Annotated in this window: 17 protein-coding genes; 9 read left to right on the top strand and 8 right to left on the bottom strand. The window is 71.6% G+C overall.

Annotation, left to right across the window (positions count from 1 at the left end):
* Positions 1–30: 30 nt before the first annotated feature.
* Positions 31–1,977 carry an HNH endonuclease signature motif containing protein gene (locus tag MT347_RS10245; RefSeq protein WP_243500765.1) on the top strand — a complete coding sequence of 649 codons (1,947 nt, stop codon included), beginning with the start codon at positions 31–33 and terminating at the stop codon, positions 1,975–1,977.
* Positions 1,978–2,208: 231 nt separating this feature from the next.
* Here MT347_RS10245 and MT347_RS10240 read toward each other — a convergent pair whose 3' ends face one another.
* The 3 genes from MT347_RS10240 to MT347_RS10230 form a co-directional block, all read right to left on the bottom strand.
* Positions 2,209–5,556, bottom strand: a complete 3,348-nt coding sequence (locus MT347_RS10240) for an ATP-binding protein (RefSeq protein WP_243500763.1) — start codon at positions 5,554–5,556, stop codon at positions 2,209–2,211.
* On the bottom strand, positions 5,553–6,281 hold the full coding sequence (locus MT347_RS10235) for a DUF4194 domain-containing protein (protein WP_243501119.1): 729 nt from the start codon (positions 6,279–6,281) through the stop codon (positions 5,553–5,555). The genes MT347_RS10240 and MT347_RS10235 overlap by 4 nt, the downstream gene beginning before the upstream one ends.
* 127 nt (positions 6,282–6,408) lie before the next feature.
* Positions 6,409–7,884 (bottom strand): DUF3375 domain-containing protein, encoded by a 1,476-nt coding sequence (locus MT347_RS10230; RefSeq protein ID WP_243500761.1) that lies wholly within the window; start codon positions 7,882–7,884, stop codon positions 6,409–6,411.
* 329 nt (positions 7,885–8,213) lie between these two features.
* Between MT347_RS10230 and MT347_RS10225 the strand changes: the two genes are divergently transcribed.
* On the top strand, positions 8,214–9,665 hold the full coding sequence (locus tag MT347_RS10225; RefSeq protein ID WP_243500759.1) for a hypothetical protein: 1,452 nt from the start codon (positions 8,214–8,216) through the stop codon (positions 9,663–9,665).
* Positions 9,666–9,685: 20 nt separating this feature from the next.
* Positions 9,686–11,263, top strand: a complete 1,578-nt coding sequence (locus MT347_RS10220) for a S8 family serine peptidase (RefSeq protein ID WP_243500757.1) — start codon at positions 9,686–9,688, stop codon at positions 11,261–11,263.
* 194 nt (positions 11,264–11,457) lie between these two features.
* Here MT347_RS10220 and MT347_RS10215 read toward each other — a convergent pair whose 3' ends face one another.
* The 4 genes from MT347_RS10215 to MT347_RS10200 form a co-directional block, all read right to left on the bottom strand.
* The gene (locus MT347_RS10215) at positions 11,458–12,981 is read right to left on the bottom strand and encodes an APC family permease (RefSeq protein WP_308194231.1); all 1,524 of its coding nucleotides are present in this window, start codon (positions 12,979–12,981) and stop codon (positions 11,458–11,460) included.
* Positions 12,982–13,084: 103 nt separating this feature from the next.
* Positions 13,085–14,479 carry an aspartate aminotransferase family protein gene (locus MT347_RS10210; protein ID WP_243500755.1) on the bottom strand — a complete coding sequence of 465 codons (1,395 nt, stop codon included), beginning with the start codon at positions 14,477–14,479 and terminating at the stop codon, positions 13,085–13,087.
* Positions 14,476–14,946: an Lrp/AsnC family transcriptional regulator gene (locus MT347_RS10205; protein WP_243500753.1), complete on the bottom strand. Its 471-nt coding sequence runs from the start codon at positions 14,944–14,946 to the stop codon at positions 14,476–14,478. Before MT347_RS10205 ends, MT347_RS10210 begins: the two co-directional genes overlap by 4 nt.
* 126 nt (positions 14,947–15,072) lie before the next feature.
* Positions 15,073–15,870, bottom strand: a complete 798-nt coding sequence (locus tag MT347_RS10200; protein WP_243500751.1) for an alpha/beta fold hydrolase — start codon at positions 15,868–15,870, stop codon at positions 15,073–15,075.
* Positions 15,871–15,927: 57 nt separating this feature from the next.
* Between MT347_RS10200 and MT347_RS10195 the strand changes: the two genes are divergently transcribed.
* From MT347_RS10195 to MT347_RS10170, 6 genes are all read left to right on the top strand, one after another.
* Positions 15,928–16,494, top strand: a complete 567-nt coding sequence (locus MT347_RS10195; protein WP_243500749.1) for a mismatch-specific DNA-glycosylase — start codon at positions 15,928–15,930, stop codon at positions 16,492–16,494.
* The gene (locus MT347_RS10190; RefSeq protein ID WP_243500747.1) at positions 16,491–16,913 is read left to right on the top strand and encodes a DUF2809 domain-containing protein; all 423 of its coding nucleotides are present in this window, start codon (positions 16,491–16,493) and stop codon (positions 16,911–16,913) included. The genes MT347_RS10195 and MT347_RS10190 overlap by 4 nt, the downstream gene beginning before the upstream one ends.
* 25 nt (positions 16,914–16,938) lie before the next feature.
* Positions 16,939–17,235, top strand: coding sequence for a DUF1905 domain-containing protein (locus tag MT347_RS10185; RefSeq protein ID WP_243500745.1), 297 nt, complete (start codon positions 16,939–16,941; stop codon positions 17,233–17,235).
* A gap of 9 nt (positions 17,236–17,244) precedes the next feature.
* Positions 17,245–17,706 carry an A24 family peptidase gene (locus MT347_RS10180; protein WP_243500743.1) on the top strand — a complete coding sequence of 154 codons (462 nt, stop codon included), beginning with the start codon at positions 17,245–17,247 and terminating at the stop codon, positions 17,704–17,706.
* 135 nt (positions 17,707–17,841) lie between these two features.
* Positions 17,842–18,915, top strand: a complete 1,074-nt coding sequence (locus MT347_RS10175; RefSeq protein WP_243500740.1) for a YihY/virulence factor BrkB family protein — start codon at positions 17,842–17,844, stop codon at positions 18,913–18,915.
* Between the two features lie 113 nt (positions 18,916–19,028).
* Positions 19,029–19,730 carry an NAD(P)H-hydrate epimerase gene (locus MT347_RS10170; RefSeq protein ID WP_243500738.1) on the top strand — a complete coding sequence of 234 codons (702 nt, stop codon included), beginning with the start codon at positions 19,029–19,031 and terminating at the stop codon, positions 19,728–19,730.
* Positions 19,731–19,772: 42 nt separating this feature from the next.
* Here the strand turns inward: MT347_RS10170 and MT347_RS10165 are convergent, their stop codons facing one another.
* Positions 19,773–20,528, bottom strand: a complete 756-nt coding sequence (locus tag MT347_RS10165; protein WP_243500736.1) for a glutamine amidotransferase — start codon at positions 20,526–20,528, stop codon at positions 19,773–19,775.
* Positions 20,529–20,551 lie beyond the last annotated feature (23 nt).

Genomic DNA, 20,551 nt, shown 5'->3' with positions numbered 1-20,551 from the left:
GATGTCGGACCCCCTCGCTAGCGTTGAATCATGGACCCCACCGCACCTCCGAGCCACCGGGCGCAGCCGGTGTGCACGGCGTGGGGTGTGCCGTGGCCGAGCGACGACGAGTTGCGAGCCGACGCCGAGACGGCGTGGGCGGTCGAGGTCGGTCTGATCGATCCGGACGTGCGCGGCGCTGGCGCCATCGGGGATGAGCCGTGGGCGTTGGTGGATCCCGCGCCTCCGGAGAACGGCAGCCCTCTGACGCAGACCCGTTCCGAGAATGCCGCGCCGAGCCCTGGCGAGCCCGTTCCCGCGGAGGCCGGTCCCGAGGCGCTGCTGCGAGAGCTGGAGCACCAGGCTCGCGCACGCCAACGCGCGACCGCCGAGGAGTACCGGCTGATCCGTCTGGTTCTCGAGCAGTCCGCGACAGACCCCGTGCCGTGGGTCGGCTCCGATCCGACGCTCGACATGGCGTGGACCGACTCGCGCGGCCGAACGACCGCCGCGGTTCGTCGCGACCGTCGCGACATGGCGGAGCGCGCCGCGGTCGCTGAAATCGCGACGCGGCTGCTGCTGTCGGAGCAGACCGTGCGCATCCGAGCCGCCCACGCCGACGTGCTGCAGACGCGCTGCCCCGACGTCTGGGCGGCGTTCGCGGAGGGGCGCATCTCCGAGCGTCACGCGGTCGACTCCGCGCGGTTGGCGACGTCGCTGCCGGAAGCCGACGCCTCCACGACGGCGGCGTCGATCGCGTCATCGGATGAGTCGGGGTTCGGCTCTGGCGAGGACCCGTCGGCCCCTGACGACCTCGTTGCGGGCGGCCCCGCGGGTTCCACCGAGGCCGTGCCGTCCGCCGATTCTCCGTTCGAGGAGCACGAATCCTGGCGAGCCTTCGACGAGGGCGCGCTCGATCGTGCGCTCCGGCTCCCTCCGGCCCGCTTCGCCGTCGCCGCTCGCTCCCTGCGCGAACGCGTGCACAGCGAGTCGCTCGAAGCTCGGCATCAACGGGCGACGCGTGATCGTGGCGTGTGGCTCACGGCCGAACTCGACGGCATGGCGACGCTTTCTGCCCTTCTGCCCGCAGATCGGGCCAGCGCCGCGATGGCACGCGTCGACCGGGCCGCCCGTCACCTGCGCGTCGCGCCCGACGAGGAGCGGACGCTCGCGCAGCTACGAGCTGATGTGTTTGCCGATTTCTTGACCACGCCGCCCGCGTCGGCGGCGACGTCTGCTTCGGAGTCGCATGCCTCTGTGACCGGGGGTTCGGTGACCGGGGGTCCGGTGTCCGGGGGTTCGGCGACGTGTACTTCGGCGGGCGGAGGTCGGGCGGCTGGCGGGCCGGAGACGTGCGTTTCGGTGGCCGGCGGAGCGTCGGCCGGTAGTTCAGCCGGCGGGGGTGCGGCGACCGGTGGTCCAGAAGCCGGCGGTATGTCGAGCTGTGGTTCAGTGGCCGGTGGTTCGCCGGCACGCGCCTCGGGCGCCGGTGCTTCACCCATCCCGGCGACTCCGGCGTCGACGCGTCGCGCGGCGGTCGTGATCACCGTGCCCGCCCTCACCCTGCTCGGCGCGGGCGCGGAGCCCGCTGTCCTCGACGGCTATGGCCCGATCGACCTCGACACCGCGCGACGGCTCGCGGGCGAGGCGACCTCCTGGGTCCGCGTCCTCACCCATCCGCTCACCGACGTTCCGCTCGCGCTCGACCGCACGACGTACCGTGTGCCGACTGCCCTCCGTCGCTGGCTCGGCGTCACCTCACCGACGTGCACGTTCCCCGGATGCGGACGGTCCGCCCGAGATTACGACCTCGACCATCTTTCGGCGTGGATCGACGGCGGGAGAACGGATGACGACAACCTCGCGCCGGAGTGTCGACATCATCACCGCCTCCGCCACGAATCCCGCTGGCATCCCTCCCGCGACCCCGACACCGGCGACCTTCGCTGGACGTCACCGCTGGGCGCACAGATCGCCGAGGACCCGCCGCCGTTCTAGCGACGGGGACGACCCGTCGTAGCTTTCCTCGGCTCACGACCGCGGCCGTACTCACATGCCGTACTCACATGCCGTACTCACATGCCGTACTCACATGCCGTACTCACATGCCGTACTCACAGGCCGTACTCACAGGCCGTACTCACAGGCCGTACCCACACCCCGGCGCCTACGCGTCCGCCCGCGACCCTCCGCCGCGACTGTCGCCAGACGAACCCCGGGTGTTCCGAGTCAGCCCGCCACCCCCACCTTCGCCTTCGCCCACGACCGCCCGCGCGTGTCCTTGAGGATGTCGTACTCGACATCCACGTGCGGCTCGATCGCGCTGTACTTGTCGTTCGGCGCACCGATGACGAGCTGGAACCCCAACCCGCGCCACGCGCCGATCGCCCGTTTGGTGAAGTGCGCGTCGGCTTTGATGAGCGCCTCGTCGAGGAACACCGGCGCGTACCGCGGCCGCTCGGCCCCGGCATCCCCGAGCTGGTACCGCAGCGCCGCGCCGACGATGAACGCGATGAGCTCCTGCGACTCGCCTCCCGACTTCTCGCCGATGTGGTCGTAGAGCGCGACGTGCTCGCCGGTGTCGGCGCGGAAGCGCTCGGCGCTGACCCGCACGTGGTTGCGCACATCGACCAGATCGGCGAAGTCGGGAGCCGTGGGCCGGATCCTCCCGATGAGCCGGGCCATCCGCCCGTACACGGCCTCGCGCTCCGCCTCCGACGACGCCGCGTCGATCGCCGCCCGCACGTCGCGGAGCTCGCGGCGGAACCGGCGCCGCACCTCCGACTGACTCTCGCGAGGCACGATCTGCAGGCGGTGCTCGTCGTCGTAGAAGGGCAGGTCCTGCATGATGTCGTTGATCGGCGCGATGCGCTCGCGCATCTCGCGCAGTGCGCGCGTGAGCGCCGAGTCGAGGTTGGTCAGGTCGTTGCCCGACAGCCGCAGCAGGCTGTCGCGCCACTCCGCCTCGAGCTCGTGGAGGCCGCTCGCCTCGAGGTCGGCGAGGATCCGCTCGAAATCGCCGAGCGACTCGTCGGGCTCGGCCAGCAGGTTCGGGCTCGGCCAGCGGTCGGTGAAGGCGATGAGCGTGCGTCGCAGGCTCTCGCGCTGGTCTCCCCAGGTCTCCTGCGCCGACCGCTGCTCCTCGAGCAGCCGTCTCGATGCGGTCTCCAGCGCCGCGTCGAAGCGGGCGAGCCGCTGCGAGGGGGTGGCGTCGTCACCGGAGGGCGTGACGAACATGCCGTCGAGATACGCGGCTTCCTCGGGCGAGAGGGCGACTCCCGTGTCTTCCGCGCGATCGAGCAGCATCTGCGCGGCATCCACGTCGTCGGTGATCCCGGCCCACCGTGCAGCGAGCGCCTGCTGCTCGGTCTTCGCCCCGCCGATTTCCTCGCGCAATCGCGCGGCTCGGGACCGCGTCCCCGAGATCTGCTCCTGCAGCTCGGCGATCCGAGGATTGCCCGCGGTGATCTCGGCGATGGTCTCGGTCCAGCGTTCGAGATCGCGGTGGACGGATGCCGTGTCGACCTGGTCCCACGTGAGGTCGGCGATCTTCTCGTGGGCGGTGCGTCGTTCGTCGAACGCGTCGAGAGCGGCCGCCGCCGTCTCGACCGCGGCCGCGGCGGCCGCGAGATCACGTCGCACCGTGACGATCTGCTCGCCGAGTTCGGTCAGGCGCACCCGCGACGAGAAACCGAGCACGCTCTGGCGGACCGACCCGCCGTGCGCCCCCCGCGACCCCTGGGAGGTCTGCCCCGAGATCGTCAGCGACAGGCGGTGCGCCGACAGCTCCGAGGTGCCGTCGACGCAGACGAACGCGAACTGCTGCTCGAGGCGGTCCTGCAGCCAGCCGGTGAAGGGGGAGCGGCGGTACTCCAGGCGCCCCGGGAGGGTCGCGGGGTCGAGGCCGGTGCGTTGGGGCAGCCCGGTCGTCACGCCCTCGAACCGCAGTCGCTCGCTCACCCGCACGCCGTCGATCGCGGATCGGAAGGATGCCAGATGAGCGGCATCCACCAGCACCGTCGTCGCGAACCCGCCGAGGGCCAGCGTGAACGCCCCACGCCACGGCTCGTACTCGGTGCGGACGTCCACGAGCTCGGCCACGAAGGGGAGGTCGGCCGCAGTGAGACCCGCGGCCTCGGCCAGAGCCTCGCGGGCCTCGTGCAAGCGCTGTGGGATGTTGTCGTCGCGGGTCTGCGTCCGGCGATGCTCGGCCTCCAGGGACGAGAGGCCGCGCCGCAGCTCCGTGTGGGTGCTGCTGGCGGCGACGAACGCGTCGCGGACGGCGGTCTTGGCATCCGCGTCCGCGAGGGCGCGTCGTGCCTCGTCGGCGAGGGCGGCGAACCGGTCGGCCGACGACACCTCGACCGACAGCACCGCGAGCGCCGCCTCGAACCGCTCGCGGTCGCGCTGCATGCCCGCCCGTCGTCGCTCGAGGCCCCGCAGCTCGCGCTGGGCGGCGTCGAGCCGGTCACCACCGGCCGCGCGCAGCACGTCGCCGAGTCCCTCGCGCTCCGCCTCGGCCGCGTCGGCGAGGGCCTGACGTTCGCGCACGAGCGCGTCGGTGGCGTGAGTGCGGTCGCGCAGCTCCGCCTCGACGTCGCCGAGCAGGTCGACGCGGCGCTGCGCGCGCCACAGCGACGCGCGCGACTCCGGATCGCTGAAGCGCCCGAGCGCGTCGATGAGGCGCAGGCGCTCGGCCGCCTCGTCGATGCGCGTCTTCATCGCGCGGATCGGCTGAAGCGCCCGCACCTGCTGGCGCGCCTCGAGCATGCGCGTGCGCGTGCCCTCGAGGCCGTCGAAGTGCGACACGACGGCGTCGGCGACCGCGAGCGTCTCGGGCTCCTCGAGCACCATGCGCTTGTAGAGATCGTCGACCGTGGTGATCTGCTGGCCCGCCTGGATGCGCGCGAGCAGGCTCATGGCCTTCGCCCCCGCGCCCGCTGCACCGATCCCGAGCACCGCGTGCAGCCGCGCCGAGAACTCGCGGTCGGTCGCGAGGGTGTCCAGGCCCGTCGCCCGCACCGCGGAGTCGGAGAGGTGGCTCTGCGCCGCCCGGTCGAGATCGCGCAGGTCGAACGGGCCGTGCACGGTGGCGCGTACCTTCACGGCGTCGTCGAGGGTCCGCGCCGCCGCCGGGATGTACCACGCCCGCACGGCCGTGAACCGCGCGCCGTCGTGGTCCGCCCAGGTCATGGCGATGGCGGTCCAGGTGTCGACGCCGTCGCCGCGCAGCACCCGCACCTTCGTGCCCTCGTCGGTGCGCGACTCGTCGAGCTTGCCGCGACCGTACGACAGGATGTTGCGCTGTTCCTGCCCGCGCGGGCGCCCGACGACCGCGCCGTTCGAGGCGCCGTTGAAGGGCGTCGTGTGCGGCATCATCAGCGCGACGTACGCGTCCATCAGGGTCGACTTCCCCGACCCCGACCCGCCGCACAGGAGCGTCGCGGTGGGCGCGAAGCGCACCCGATGCGTGCCGTCGTAGCCGCCCCAGTTGATCAACTGCAGATCTTCGACGACCCACTGCTGACCGCGAGAGGCGGCGGGGATGAGTCCGAAGAGGGTGTCGAGCATGGTCATGAAAGAAGACCTCCCTGAGAAGTCGCGTCGGACCCCGTGGGCTGGTCGGAGACCCCGGATGCCGGCATCTCGGGGTCACCAGCCGACACCGCGGATGCCGACGCGCCGGGCCCGTGCGGACCCGGCGTCGCGGCATCCCGCGTCTGCTCCTCGAGCCATGTCTGGAGCTCGCGCAGCGTCTCGGCGCTCAGCACGATCTCGATCAGCGGTCCGATGCGATAGCGCCCCTCGGACTCCTCCTCGATGATGCCCTCGCGGTCCAGGCGCGCGATCGCCGTGCGGACGGCCCGCTGCTGGCTCGCGCGCGTGCCGTCGGTCTCGGCGAAGTAGGTCAGCACGGTCTGCTCGACCTCCTCGACGTCGACGCGGGCGGATGCCGTGCCCGCGGTCGTCTCGCGCTGGAACACCGTGCGCAGGTACACCAGCACCAGCGTCTCGGCGCGCGAGTACGCCTCGTCCTTCAGCAGGATCGGCACGTCGACCTCGTCGCTCCGCACCTGCTCCTTGTAGGCCACGCCCCGGGAGTGATCGACCACGAGCCGCACGAACAGATCGTTCAGGCGCGATTCGATCATCTGCTGGTGCTCGAGCAGCAGCTTCCATTCCGCCGGCGAGGACTCCGCCAGCAAGAACCGGCGCTGCAGGATCCGCACGAGCACCCGCCGCACGTCGGCATCCAGGATGCCGCGATCGCCCGCGAAGAGCGCGTCGGGGTCGTTCTCCATCGCGACCGGGGCGATGAACGCGGGGGTTTCGGCGTCGTCGGGACGCGCGCGAGACGCATTTCCGTCGCCCGCGGCCGTGTCGGCGCCCGTGGCCGAAATCGCGGCGGCGGGCGCGAACGTGTCCACGTCAGTCATCGGCATCCCTTTCGTTGGGGTTTCCGGCGGCGACCGCGCCGAAGGCGAAGCGCCGGGTGGTGCCGTCGGGGCGTACGGCCTCGACGATCGAGACGTCGTCGGTCTCGATGAGTCCACGGCGATGCACGATCTCCAGCAGGCCGACGAGGTCGACCGGACGGCGGGTGTCGGCGGAGGCGCGCGAGAAAGCGGTCGCGAGGTCGAAGCCCTCGCCGAGGGTCGCGACGTACGCCTCGAGCTCGGCGTAGTGCGGCCCGCCCCACGCGCGCGTGTCGGCATCGACGAACTCGGCGTCGGCCTCTCCGGATGCCAGCGGCTCGGGCGCCCCGGGCGGACGCAGGTCGCTGAGCGATTGTCGGAGGTGCCCGATATCGGCCAGCGGCAGCGTGCGCACGGGGTCCACGCGTCCCGGCGCGCGGGTCTGACTCCAGCGGTGGAGCCCCGCCATGACCCCGCGCAGCAGGTCGTCGACCTGCCGATCGCGGATCGGATCGTGGGTGCGCACCTGCGCGGTGATGACGTGCGAGGCTCGTCGCTGCGTGGTGAGCACCTCTTGCACACCCGCCTCGACGCGGCGGGCGATGGCGTCCAGTTCCGCTCGCTGCTCGGCGGTCATGAGCCGCGAGAACGGCTGGGTGAGCACGGCGTGCAGCTGGTCGGTGAGGTCGTCGATGTTCTCGGGGTCGCCGATCAGGCGGAGAGCTCCCTGGAACGCCCGGCCCTCGGGGGTCGCCTGCATCACGTGGCGGCCGCGTTCGAGGTACTCGCGCAGCACGTCGCCGGTGGGGCGCACGTCGCGGCGGAGCTCGGCGACCACGTCGCGCTGCATCGCCGCGATCGACTCCGCGACGCGGGAGAAGTCGGCGGGGAGCTCGCGGGCGAGGTGGATGACGTTCTCGGCCTCCTCCAGCAGGTGGTCGTCGTCGAGGGGTTCGACGATGCCGTCCTCGAGCGCGGCGATCTCGGCATCCAGCGCCGCGCGCTCCTCGATCAACGCCGCGCGCCGACGCGCGGGGTCGCTCTCGGCGTCGCGGGCCAGGCGCTCGACGGCGTCCAGCAGGGTTCGCACCCGGGAGCGGGAGACGCGGGCGCGCCCGCCGCCGGCACGCCCGGCGATCTCGAGAGCGCCGACCGCGTGCGCCGAGAGGCGGTACACCTCGGCGTCGTCCTCGATCTGCAGGCTCAGCCAGCCCACGCGCACCCATCCGCGGCAGATGTCGCGCGCCGAGCCCGCGGGGATGCGCCTGTCTGCGTCGGTGTCGATCCCGGCCGCGCGCAGCTCTTCGACCGCCTCGGCGACCTCGACGTGCGCGTCGGCGACAGCGACGGCGGGACGATCGGGTGAGAACACCACCGACAGCACGGCCACGACGAAGGGCGCGAAACGCCCGTGCAGCAGGTCGAGCGTGGGGTTCTTGAACGCCGTGACCGAGCGCAGGTAGGCGGCTTCGGCGCGGGTACGGGTCACTGAGAGGAGTCTACCGGCGGGGGCCGTGTGCCCACGATTCGGTCACCCGACCACGTCGGCGGGTGACCATGCAGGTGAATCGGTCGGGCGGCTCCCCGCCGGCTGAGGTCGGGCGGCTCGCGCGTCACCGCGGCGGGTCGTCCGCGGAGGTCAGGCGGTGCGCGCGCGACCGGGGCGGGCGGCGTCCGGGATGAGACCCCGCCCGTCCCTCACCCCGAGGACCGCCGTCCCCGCGCTCGCGGGTGCGGTCGGCCCGTACGACAGGCTCGCGACACGTCGACTGCCCCGCCGCGCACCCGGCGCGCCCGGCACGGAAAGGACGGACGCTCGTGTCCCACCTCCCAGATCCACCGCGACGGTCCTCCGCCCCGCCCGATGTCGCGTCCGTCCCGACCGCCGCACCAGCAGCGGGCGGCCCCGGGCCGACGGCCGTACCCGGGCCTGCGGGTGGTCCCGGGGCTGCGGGCGTTCCCGTTCTCGACCGCCGAGCCGTCCTGCACGCCTCAGCCTGGGCGGTCCCGGCGATCGTCCTCGTCTCCGCATCGCCCGCGGCGGCGGTCTCGGGCCCGGCGCTGACGTTCTCGTCGACGTCGTACGCCGGTGTCGCGTGCGGCGTGATCACCGACGCCGAGGTGCGGCTCGCCGACGGTGCCGATGCCGTCGCCGGGGCCGGGGTGGTGCTGCAGCTCGCGGGGGGCTACGTCTTCGACGGTGGCTTCGTCACCCGCTCGGTCGTGACCGACGGCGACGGCCGGGCGGCTTGCGGCACGATCCACGTGCCCGGCGGCGGCGCGACCGGCAGCATCGCCGCCACTGCAACGGGTGCGACGGGGGGCACGGCGACGCTCGCGTCGTTCGACGCCCGGATCCTCGCATCCCCTCGCGGGTTGTCGGACGCCCCCGCCATTCCGGTCGGCGCGACGCCGGTGGCCCTCGATCTCTTCCTGTCGGCGGGCGTGCTGCATCGCGCGGGCGCGGGCGTCGTCGCCACGGGAATCGCTGCCTTCGGTGCGCTTGCCCCGTCGGCGGACGACGCGACGGCCTTTCTTCTCCCGCTGCGCCTCGACGACGGCAGCGCGTCGGTCTTCGACACCGCATCGAATGCGGTGAGCGCCGTCGCCGGCATCCCGTCGCAGGCGACGCCGATCGCGGGCGACCTGTTCCTCTCCGGTTCCACTCTTCATCGTGGTGCCGGCATCGTCGCCTCCGACGTCGACCTCTGCGGACAGCTCATCGACCACGACGCCGACTCGACGGGGCGGCTGTACCTTCCCTATCGCGCGACGGACGGCTCGCCGCGGCTGCTGCGCCTCCCCGACGGCGACACCCGGACGGCGTTCGAGTTCGGCTCCCCCGGGGGGCCACCGGCCGGCGCGACGCCCATCGCCGACGACCTGTTCTTCGCCGCCGGCGCGATCCATCGCGTCAGCTGGGACGGGACCACCGCATTCGGCGCGGGTGCCGTGGCATCCGGGATCGCATCCTGGGGCGCGCTCACCCCCAATCCGTACTACGCCGGCGAGCGGTTGCTGCCGCTCACCACGACGACCGGGGATGCCGCCCTGTTCATGGTGTCCGGCAACACCGTGCGGGCGGCCCGCGTCGTTCCGTCAGGGGCGACGCCGCTGGGAGCTGACCTGTTCCGCGTGGGGACGACCATCCATCAAGACGGAGTGGGCCTCGTCGCCTCCGACGTCCGCGCCGTCGGAGCGGCGTCGCCGGCGATGCGCGGCGACACGCGCGTCGTGGTGCCCCTCAGCGCGGCGGTGGCGTCGTGCTGAACGAACGAGAAGGAGAGCCCGTGTCGCATCGTCCCCGTCCTTCCGGCCGGCGGCGCCGGTGGGCGCTCGGCCTCGTCGCCGCGCTGCTCGTCGCGACGGGCGTGACGGCCGTACTCTGGCCCGCCGGCGACGTCGCGCGCACCGCGATCACCGCCCCAGCGGGCGCGGAACGGCCTGCAGCCGCGCCGACCGCGTCCGCCACACCCCGCTCGGCGACGTCCGCGGCCTGGTCGGCGCCCCTCGGCATCCCCGCGGATGCCACCGATGAGGAGCGCCTGCAGATCAAGCTGTCGTACGACCTCGTCTCCGTGCCGGTCGACCAGCTCGACCGGCTGACGTCGATCCCGGGCATCGACGTCGTCAGTCCCCGGACGTTCGGCGATCGGGCGTTCGCGGCCGTCGCCGCGGTCGACGTGGGCACCGTGCGCGACGCCCTGCCCGAGGTGACGGTCACCCCGAACGAGGTCGTCCACGCCGACGAGGCGCAGACACCGGTCCCGTCGTGGGGCCTGGACGCCGTCGACGACTCCGGGGCCGTCGTCGACGGCGCGTACCTGTACGACTCCACCGGCGTCGGGGTCACGGCGTTCATCGTCGACAGCGGTGTGCAGTCCGACCACCCCGATTTCGGCGGCCGTGTCGACGCGGCCGCCGGTCATGACGAGGTGGGCGACGGCCGCGGCACCGAGGACTGCAACGGTCACGGCACCCACGCCGCGGGCACGGTCGGCTCGGCGACCTACGGCGTCGCGAAAGACGTGCGGATCGTGCCGGTCCGCGTGCTCGGCTGCGGCCGCACGGGGTCGATCATCGATCTCCTCTACGGGTTGCTGTGGATCTACCAGAACAACGATCCCGCCCAGTCGGTGGTGAACATGAGCCTCGGGAGCCCGAAGATCGGTCAGGTCGACGACTTCGCCGACGGTCTCGCCGATGAGGGATTCGTCGTCGTCGTCGCCGCAGGCAACGAGGCGCAGGACGCGTGCAACGTGTCACCGGCGAGCGCGGCGGCGCCCCTCACGGTGGGTGCTTTCGATGAGTCACGCGCCCTCGCGTGGTACAGCAACTGGGGCTCGTGCGTCGACATCCTCGCCCCGGGCTCCGACATCACCTCGACGTGGATCGGCTCCACGACCAACACGATCAGCGGCACCTCGATGGCGTCCCCGCACGTGGCGGGGCTCGCCGCACGGCTGCTCCAACTGCACCCGACCTGGACGACGACCGAGGTACAGCAGGAGCTCACAACGGCCGCGGCGACCGGACACATCGCGGACCTTCCGCCCAGTACCCCTGACCTCGTCGCCGCCATCCCGGGGATTCCGCGTATCGCCTCGGTGACGGCCACCGCGGATCCCGCCGGTCTCGCCGTGGCGTGGACGACGAACCGGATCGGGGTCTTCACGGCATTCGCGCTGACCGTGACCGACCGCTCCACCGGGCAGGAGTACCCGGTCACCGTCTCCGCCACGCGCTCATCGACCGTGTTCACCGACGTGCAGCCGGGGCACTCGTACACCGTCCGCGTCACGGGCTCGGCGCGGATGCCGTCGGGCGCGGCGGTCACCACCGAACCGGTGACCGCGAGTGGGCCCTGAGTCGGCGGTTCCGGGTGGCCGACGCGACGACGTCGCGGGGCGGCGGAGACATCGCGGCCGACCACGCCGAAGGGCACGGCATCCGCTCCGCGGCCGCTCACGCCGAAGGGCGCGGCATCCGTTCCTCGGACACCGCGCCGCTCACGCCGAAGGGCGCGGCATCCGCTCCTCGGACACCGGGCCCCCGGCGTCGGTCAGACGTCTGAGCGCGGGCCCGAAACCGTCTTGTTGACACCCGTCACGGGCTGGTTCTCGTCGAACGAGGCGATCGGACGGCGGAATCCGCGGGTGAGGATGACGAGGTACACCACGCCGATGCCGGACCAGATCAGACCGCCGATGAGCGCGTGCGCGTCGAGATTCACCCAGAGCAGGCCCGTGAGCAGCATGCCGACGGTCGGCATCACGATGTAGCGGAAGATGTCACCCGGGGTCTTGCGCAGTCCCTTGCGGACGGCGAACCACGCGATGACCGAGACGTTCACGAACGTGAAGGCCACCAGGGCGCCGTAGTTGATGTAGGCCGCGATCTGCTCGAGCGTGAACGAGATCGCGAGCAGGCTCACGAGGCCCACGATGACGATCGAGTACGTCGGGGTGTGGGTCTTGGGGTTGACGAAGCCGAAGATCCGACGCGGCAGCACGTTGTTGCGCCCCATCACCATGAGCATGCGCGACACCGAGGCGTGCGAGGCCAGCCACGAGGCCAGGGTGGCGGCGAATCCGGCCGCCGTGAGGACGGCCTGCAGCACCGGTCCGCCGACCTGCACGCCGATCTCGGGCAACGTGCTGTTCTCGACCGCCTCCGGCGGGAAGGCCGCGGAGTCGGGGAAGCGCAGCTGCGTGACGTACGCCGCGATGAGGAAGATCACGCCACCGGCGATGAGGGTCAGCAGGATCGCGCGGGGCATGATCTTGGGTGTCTTGGCCTCCTCGGAGTACATCGACACCGCATCGAAACCGATGAACGAGAAGCATACGATCGTGGCCCCGGCCAGGACGGCGCCGAACTGCACGTCGCTGTGGGCGAACGGGGCGAGCGACACGGCGGTACCGGCGCCGGCGCCGACGAGCTGCACGAGCACCATGACGACGAACACCGTCATGACCAGGATCGAGAACACCAGCAGGATCATGTTGACGTTCGAGGTGCCGCGCATCGTCAGGTAGATGACGCCCGTGACGCCCGCGGTGAAGACGACGACCCAGAGCCAGCCGGGGACGTCGGGGAAGAGCGCCTCCATGTAGCTGCGCAGGATGAGCGCGTTCACCATCGGCAGAAGCAGATAGTCGGTGAGCGCGGTCCACCCGACGACGAATCCGACACCGGGGTGGATCGATTCGCGCGCGTACGTATAGGCGGACCCGGCGCTCGGGATGACGCGGACCATCTTGCCGTAGCTGACGGCGGTGAAAGCGAGCACGATGAGGGCGACCGCATAGGCCGCGGGGACGACGTTGTTCGTCTCCTCGGCGACGAGACCGAAGGTGTCGAAGACGACGGTGGGGGTCATGTAGCCCAGGCCCAGGCCGACGATCGACCAGAGGCCGAGGGTGCGGGCGAGTCTGGCTCCCGTGTCAGGCGATGCCGCCGTAGCGGCGAATTTCTCGTTCGTGGCTCCTCCTAAGGGGTGCGGTGCGCGATCGGGTGTTCGCGCGAGCGGGTGCGGTGTGCGATCGGGTGTCGCGTCCGTGGGGCTGATGGCGGGGTACAGCACGCAGAGCACCGCTCGGAGTGGGAGCGGACGTGTCGGCCGGGGTCTGGCCGTGGAGCAGGACGGAGGAGGATGCCGGACGGGGTGGGCCCGGCATCCTCGATACTCAGAGGCGGTTCGCCGCCTCCGTGAGGGTCGCGCGGAGGATCTGTTCGATCTCGACGAACTCGGATGGGCCGATGGTCAAGGGTGGGGCGAGCTGGATCACCGGATCGCCCCGGTCGTCGGCGCGGCAGTAGAGCCCCGCGTCGAACAGCGCCTTCGACAGGAACCCGCGCAGGAGGCGCTCCGACTCGTCGTCGTCGAACGTCTCCTTCGTCGCTTTTTCCTTGACCAGTTCGATGCCGAAGAAGTACCCGTCGCCGCGGACGTCGCCCACGATCGGCAGGTCGAGCAGCTGCTCCAGCGTCGAGCGGAAGATCGGAGAGTGGGTCCGGACGTTCTCGAGCAGTCCCTCCTCTTCGAACACGTCGAGGTTCTCGAGGGCGACCGCGGCCGACACCGGGTGCCCGCCGAAGGTGTAGCCGTGGGGGAACGTCGCGTCGCCGTGGGCGAAGGGCTCGTAGACGCGGTCGCTGATGATCGTGCCGCCGAGAGGGGCGTATCCGCTGGTGACCGCCTTGGCGAAGGTGATCATGTCGGGCTGGTAGTCGTAGGCCGAGGCGCCGAAATAGTGGCCCAGGCGGCCGAAGGCGCAGATCACCTCGTCCGAGACGAGCAGCACGTCGTACTTGTCGCAGATCTCGCGCACCCGCTGGAAGTACCCCGCCGGGGCGGGAAAACATCCTCCGGCGTTCTGCACCGGTTCGAGGAAGACGGCGGCGACCGTCTCGGGACCCTCGAACTGGATCATCTGCTCGATGCGGTCGGCCGCCCACAGGCCGAACTCCTCGGGGGTGCCGCCCCCGAACCCCGACTCCTCGGCGCGGTAGTAGTTCGTGTTCGGCACGCGGAAGCCACCCGGGGTGACGGGCTCGAACATGTGCTTCATCACCGGGAGCCCCGTGATCGCCAGGGCACCCTGTGTGGTGCCGTGGTAGGCGATCGCCCGCGAGATGACCTTGTGCTTGCTGGGCTTGCCCTGGGTCTTCCAGTACTGCTTGGCGAGCTTGAACGCGGTTTCGACGGCTTCTCCGCCGCCGGTGGAGAAGAAGACGTGATTGAGGTCACCGGGGGCGAGGTGCGCGAGTCGCTCGGCGAGTTCGATCGCGGCGGGGTGGGCGTAGGACCAGAGCGGAAAGAACGCCAGCTCCTCGGCCTGCTTCGCCGCCGCCTGCGCGATGCGTCGTCGCCCGTGGCCGGCGTTGACCACGAACAACCCGGCCAGGCCGTCGATGTAGCGCTTGCCGGTGGAGTCGAAGATGTGGTGGCCGTCGCCCTTGACGATGATCGGGACGCCGGGGCCGTCGGTCATCACCGACTGACGGGAGAAGTGCATCCAGAGGTGGTCGCGGGCTTTCGCCTGAAGGGTGGAGTTCTGGTCGGTGTCGAGAAGGGTCATCGTGTTCCCCAGTTGTAGAGCTGACGGTGGAGCTTGAGATAGACGAACGTCTCGGTCGAGACGATGCCGGGCAGCGAGCGGATGTGGTCGTTGAGCAGGTCGATGAGGTCGTCGTCGCTCTCGCACACGACCTCGACAAGGAGGTCGAACGATCCCGCGGTCGAGACGACGTACGTCACGCCGGGGAGCTCCGTCATATGCGCTGCGGCGACCCGGGTGTCGCCCGAGACGCGCACGCCGATCATGGCCTGGCGCGCGAAGCCCAGCTGCAGCGGATCGGTGACCGCGACGATCTGCAGGATGCCGGCATCCTGCAGTCTCTGCACGCGTTGGCGCGTCGCGGTCTCGCTGAGACCGACCGCTTTGCCGATCACGGCGTAGGAACGGCGCCCGTCCTCCTGCAGTTGCTCGACGATCGCTTTCGACACGTCGTCGAGCACCGCGCTGCGTTCCGTGGAGGGACTCATGATGGGCGACGGTATCAGCGTGGACACGCCCATATCAATGATGATTTCGAGCTTCACGGGGACGTAACGGCGCGGAAACCGTCGCTGGTGCGTGATCGAGGGGATGACCCTGCGTGCCTCCGTGCGTCAGCGGCCGCGGTCGAAGAACTCCAGGCCCGCCTCACGGAACGTGCGCGCCCCGGGTGCGTTCACGTGATGACGTCCGGGGATGTCGGCGAACTCGCCCTGCGGCAGGAGGGACGCCAGACGCGCGGACTGGTCGTGGATCGGGTCCTGCGTGCCCGTGGCGATCAGGACCGGCTGCTGCGGGGGCGACGCCGGATCGGGATCGGTCTCGCCCAGGCGCATCCCCTCGGCGATCGCGACGAGGGCCCGCAGGTCGTTGCCCGGCACCCGTTCGGCGAGCGAGACGTATCGCAGGGTCGTCGCATCCTCGACCGGGGTGCCGTGGTCGAGGAACGCCCTCGCCTGTTCGACCTTCAACCGCGCCAGGGGGCGACCGTCGGGGATGCCGCCGAGGACCGCCCGCTCGACATGCTCGGGTGCGTCGACCGCGAGTTGCCACCCGACGCGGCCGCCGAGCGAATACCCCAGGTAACGCACCGAATCGAGCAGATACGTGTCGAGCACGGCGACGAGATCCGACACCAGCGTGGGCATCGTGTACGCCAGGGCGTCGAACGGCTTGTCGCTCGCGCCGTGGCCGCGCTGGTCGACCGCGACCACGCGGAACCCCCCGCGCAGCAGGTCGCGCACCCACCCGGTGTTGACCCAGTTGTCGCGCGTGCTCGAGCCGAAACCGTGGACGCACAGCACGGGATCCGCCTCATGGTCACCCCAGGTGTACGTCGCCAGGCGCACGTTGTCGCCGACGATGACGTACTGCGGCGCGGGCATCTCGGTCAGGGCGGGCACGGCATCCATTCCTCCGATCCTGGCAGACGCTCAGGCGACGTCCGGGGTAGTGGTCATAGTGGTCTCATGGGTTTCACGCGCGCCGAGTTGGAGTCGTTCCGGGATGCCACGATCCCCGACCTCGTCGAACCGGGGGTGCGGTTGCTCTTCGTGGGTATCAACCCGGGGCTGTGGACCGCGGCGACGGGCACCCCGTTCGCCCGTCCCGGAAACAGGTTCTGGCCCGCGCTCGTGGAGGCGGGCGTGCTTCCCCGATTGCCGCGCTACGCCGAGGAGCTGGGCGACGACGACCGTCGCATGATCTTCGACGCCGGCGTCGGGGTCAGCAACCTCGTCGCCCGTGCGACCGCGCGCGCCGACGAACTGTCCCGCGACGAATTGCGCTCCGGGGCCGATGCGCTCACGGACCGCGTTGCGATGTGGCGTCCGAGGGTGGTGGCCGTCGTGGGCCTGACGGCCTACCGACAGGGGTTCCACCGCCCCCGCGCCGTCGCCGGCCGACAGGACGAGTCGATCGCCGGCGTGCCCACGTGGGTGCTGCCCAACCCGAGCGGGCTGAACGCGCACGACACGGTCGCCTCCCTGGCCCGGGCCTACGCCGAACCCGCCCGCGCGGCCGGGGTGCTGTCGTGACCCCGGCGCGTCGGCGTCCCGCCGCCCTGGGGGCGCTCGTCGTGGTCGTGGTGGCGGGCCTCATCGTCTCGCGGGGCCTGCCGTCGTCCCCGGCCACCGACATCGCCGGCGACGCCCTCTACGCCGTCGCCGTCTATACGGGCCTCGTCCTGCTCCTTCCCCGGGCGCGACGGGGGGCGATCGCGCTCGCCGCAGCCGGGTGGTGCGGGGCCGTCGAGCTGCTGCAGCTGACAGGGGTGCCGGCGACCCTCGCCGAGCGGATGCCGCCCGTCGCCCTCGTGCTCGGAACCGGCTTCGACGCCCGCGACCTCGCCGTCTACGCGGCAGCGGTGCTCGTCGTCTCGTCGGTCGACGCGGTGGTGGGCGCACGCCTCCTCCCCGGTGAGCGGTCCTCCGCCGAGGTCCGGCGTCGCGAGTAGGGTGACCGCGACGAAAGGGGCCGGTGTGATCGTGCGATTCGAGGGCGACGTGTTCCGGTGGGATGCCCGCACCGACAGCGACTGGTACTTCGTCGCTCTTCCGCCCGCGCTCAGCGACGACGTCCGCGAGATGCAGACGTACCGACGCGGCTTCGGTGGGGTTCGGGTGGAGGCGACGATCGGCGGGTCCACCTGGCGCACCTCGATCTTTCCGCAGGCCGGTGGCGTCTACGTTCTGCCCCTCAAGCGCGCGGTGCGCGATGCCGAGGGGATCGACCCCGGCGCCGGCGTCGAGGTCGACCTCGTCGTGCTCGACGCCTGAGGTTCACGGATGCCGTGGGCCCTCGCCCCCGCGCTGGCGGCGTTCGCGGTGCTCGCCGTCGCGCTGGCGGTGATCGATGTGCGCACCCACCGCCTTCCGGACGCGATCCTGCTGCCGGGTGCCGGCGTCGTGCTCGGCCTGCTGGGCGCAGCGGCGGCCGTGACCGGCCAACCGGGTCGTGTGGTGGCAGTCGGTGGGGGAGCGGCGGCGGCGTTCGTCATCTGCCTCGTCGTGCACCTCGCCCGCCCCGCCGCGTTCGGCGGGGGCGACGTCAAACTCGCGGGGCTGTGCGGCGCCGTGCTCGGATGGGTCGGCCCCGAGGCCGTGGCATCCGGAATCACCCTCGGTTTCTTCGCGGGCGGGGCCGCCGCGGCGGGCGTCGTGCTCGCGGGAGCGCGCGGTGCCCCGCTCGCGTTCGGTCCGTTCCTGCTGCTCGGGACGTGGGGTCGACTGGTCGCGGGGCCGTGGTGACCGGCGCCCGCGGCCCTGACGCGGCGGGAGTCGTCGACCTGCTTCGATGGCGGCGGCATCCGGGATCGGCTGTCTTCCCCGCGCGCCGCGGTCAACCCTGCGGGAGCGATCCCGCTCCGTCGATACGCTGGCCGCATGCTCGACCTCCTCCGTCGCGTGACCGCGTGGGCACTGTCGCTCCGCCTCGTCCGTGCCTTCCTCGTCTATTCCGGGGCGCGCGGTCCGGCACTGGCCGACAGCGTCACGTACCGCACGCTCTTCAGTCTCTTCGCCGCCGTTCTGATCGGCTTCTCGTTCGCCGCGCTCTGGCTGGCGGGCAACCCCGAGGGGATGAACGCCCTCGTCCGTTCGGTGAACAGCGTGATTCCGGGTCTGGTCGGACCCGACGGTCTGATCCAGGTGGAGGACATCGAGGCGCCCCGCGGTCTCACCATCGCCGGCATCCTCGGATCGGTGGGTCTGATCGGCGCCGCCATCGGGGCGATCGGCTCGCTGCGCACGGCGTTGCGACAGATCGCCGGGGTCACCACTGACGACACGCTCATCGTCTGGGTCCTGCTGCGAAACCTCGCCCTCGCGATCGGCATCGGTGTCGCCCTCGTCGCCGGCGCCGCGGTCACCTTCCTCGCCACGGCGGGACTCACCTTCGTCCGCGGACTGCTCGGCGTCTCCGCCGACTCCTGGGTCACCGCCGTGATCACCTGGCTGCTGTCCACGCTCGTCGTGCTCGCCCTCGACTCCGCCGCGATCGCCGCCGCATTCGCGGTGCTGTCGGGAGTGCGCGCCCGCCGCCGCACCCTCATCCGCGGCGCCCTCCTGGGTGGTATCGGCCTCGTCGCGCTCCAGCAGTTGTCGGGACTGTTCGTCGGGGGAGCGAGCAGCAACCCGCTGCTGGCCACCTTCGCCTCGCTCATCGCCCTCCTGCTGTGGTTGAACCTGTCGAGCCAGGTCATCCTCATCGCCGGTGCCTACATCACCGTCGCCACCGAGGAGGATCACGACCGCGTCCGCGCGAAGTACGGCGCAGCGACCATGATCCAATTCCGCGTCCGCCGCGCGGAGAAAGCCATGAGCGCCGCGCTCAGCGAGCTCGACGCCGCCCGCGAAGCCGAGGCCAAGGAGCGTGAGACCCTCGCCGCTAGCGACCCCGCCGCGGCAGCCCGCGAAACGGATGCCGAGCGCGACGCGGGGGCGAAGCGTGGTGCGTGAGACGCCGGGCGATCGCCGGCCGGATGCCGCGGACGACGTCGGGACGCCGCGCGATGTCTGAGACACCCGGCGCTCGGGAGACGGGCGCCGAGAGCACGCATGGTTCGCCGACGGTGCCCCAGCGCACCCCGGCCTACACGGCCGACGCCGTCCGCGCGGCCGAGGCCCCGCTCCTCGCCGCGGGACAACCCCTCATGCAGTGGGCGGCCCAGGCGCTCGCCGAGATCGTCGCCGCCGAGCTCGAATCGACACCCGCCAGGGTTCTCGTGCTCACCGGTGCCGGTGACAACGGCGGTGACGCCCTCTACGCGGCGGCCGACCTCGCACGCCGCGGCGAGCAGGTCGACGCGGTGCTCGTGCGCGACCGGGTGCACCGCGGCGCGCTGGACTCCGCCACCGCCGCGGGGGCACGCGTCGTGTCCGTGTCCGACGCGCGCGCGCAGCTCACCGAGTACGGTCTCGTGCTCGACGGCATCCTGGGCATCGGACGCCTCGGCGACCGGCGTCTTCGCGGATCGGCTCGAGCGCTCGTCGAGTCGCTGCTCGCCCTCGCCGAGCGCCCGCGTGTCGTCGCCGTCGATCTGCCCAGCGGCCTCGATCCCGATGAGGGGACCGCGGATGCCGGAGTCCTCCCCGCCGACATCACGGTCACGTTCGGTGCGGTGAAGGTCGGACTCGTCCGGGGTCGCGGCCCCGACCTCGCGGGTCGGGTGCATCTAGTGGACCTGGGACTCGAACCCGCTCTACGGCGCGCGCACCCCGCAGCGACCAGTCCGATCACGGTCGTGCGGGTACCCGCGCGTCACCGGTTCTGACCGCCGGGCGGCGTAGCGCGGACTCCGGGTCGGCCCCCGGGATCAGTGCGCGTAGCGTTCCACGAACGTCCGCAGCACGCGTGACGGCGCCGTCACCGGAGCGCGACCGACCGCCGCCAGGGTCGTCTCCAATTCCGCGGGGGCGAAGTAGCCGTATCCGGCGTAGGCGTGGATGCGCGTCACGATGCCGTCCAGGTCGAGTTCGGGGTGGAACTGCGTCGCATAGACGTTTCGGCCCACGCGGAACATCTGCACCGGGCACGTCGGGGAGGAGGCCAGCAGCACGGCACGCGCCGGAAGCGCAGAGATCGCCTCCTTGTGTCCCACGAAGGCCGAGAACGTGTCGGGGAGTTCGGCGGCCAGCGGGTCGACGCGCCCCTCGGGGGTGAGGGTCACCTCGACCACGCTGATCGGTTCGGCGAACGTGCCGTCGATCGTGGCATCCAGGTGCGTGCCGAGGGTTCCGACGCCGTAGCAGGCGCCGAGGAACGGCACGTCGCGCGCGACGACCTCGTCGACGAGAGCGGCCATCTCCGCCTCGACCCGCAGCTGCACGGACGACTTCTTCGCGACCGGATCGGAGGCGTTGAAGGGACTTCCGCCGACCAGGATGCCGGCGACCTCATCGAGGTCGATCGACGGCATCGCCTCGCGTTCCACGCGCACCCGTCGCAGACGCTCGGGCGGCAGTCCCGAGTAGCGGAGGAACAGCTCGTACTCCTCGTCGGCCGGGCGGTCCTCGGCCCGGGTGGCGAGCAGGACGAACGGGCGATCGCCGGGCAGGTCCGTCCATGTCACCCGAGCGATTCTAGGCGAGCTGT

This window comes from Microbacterium sp. VKM Ac-2923 (genome assembly GCF_022815605.1).
Lineage (GTDB): Bacteria > Actinomycetota > Actinomycetes > Actinomycetales > Microbacteriaceae > Microbacterium.
Note: the sequence above shows the minus strand (reverse complement) of the source record. Positions and strands in the feature narration are given on the sequence as shown.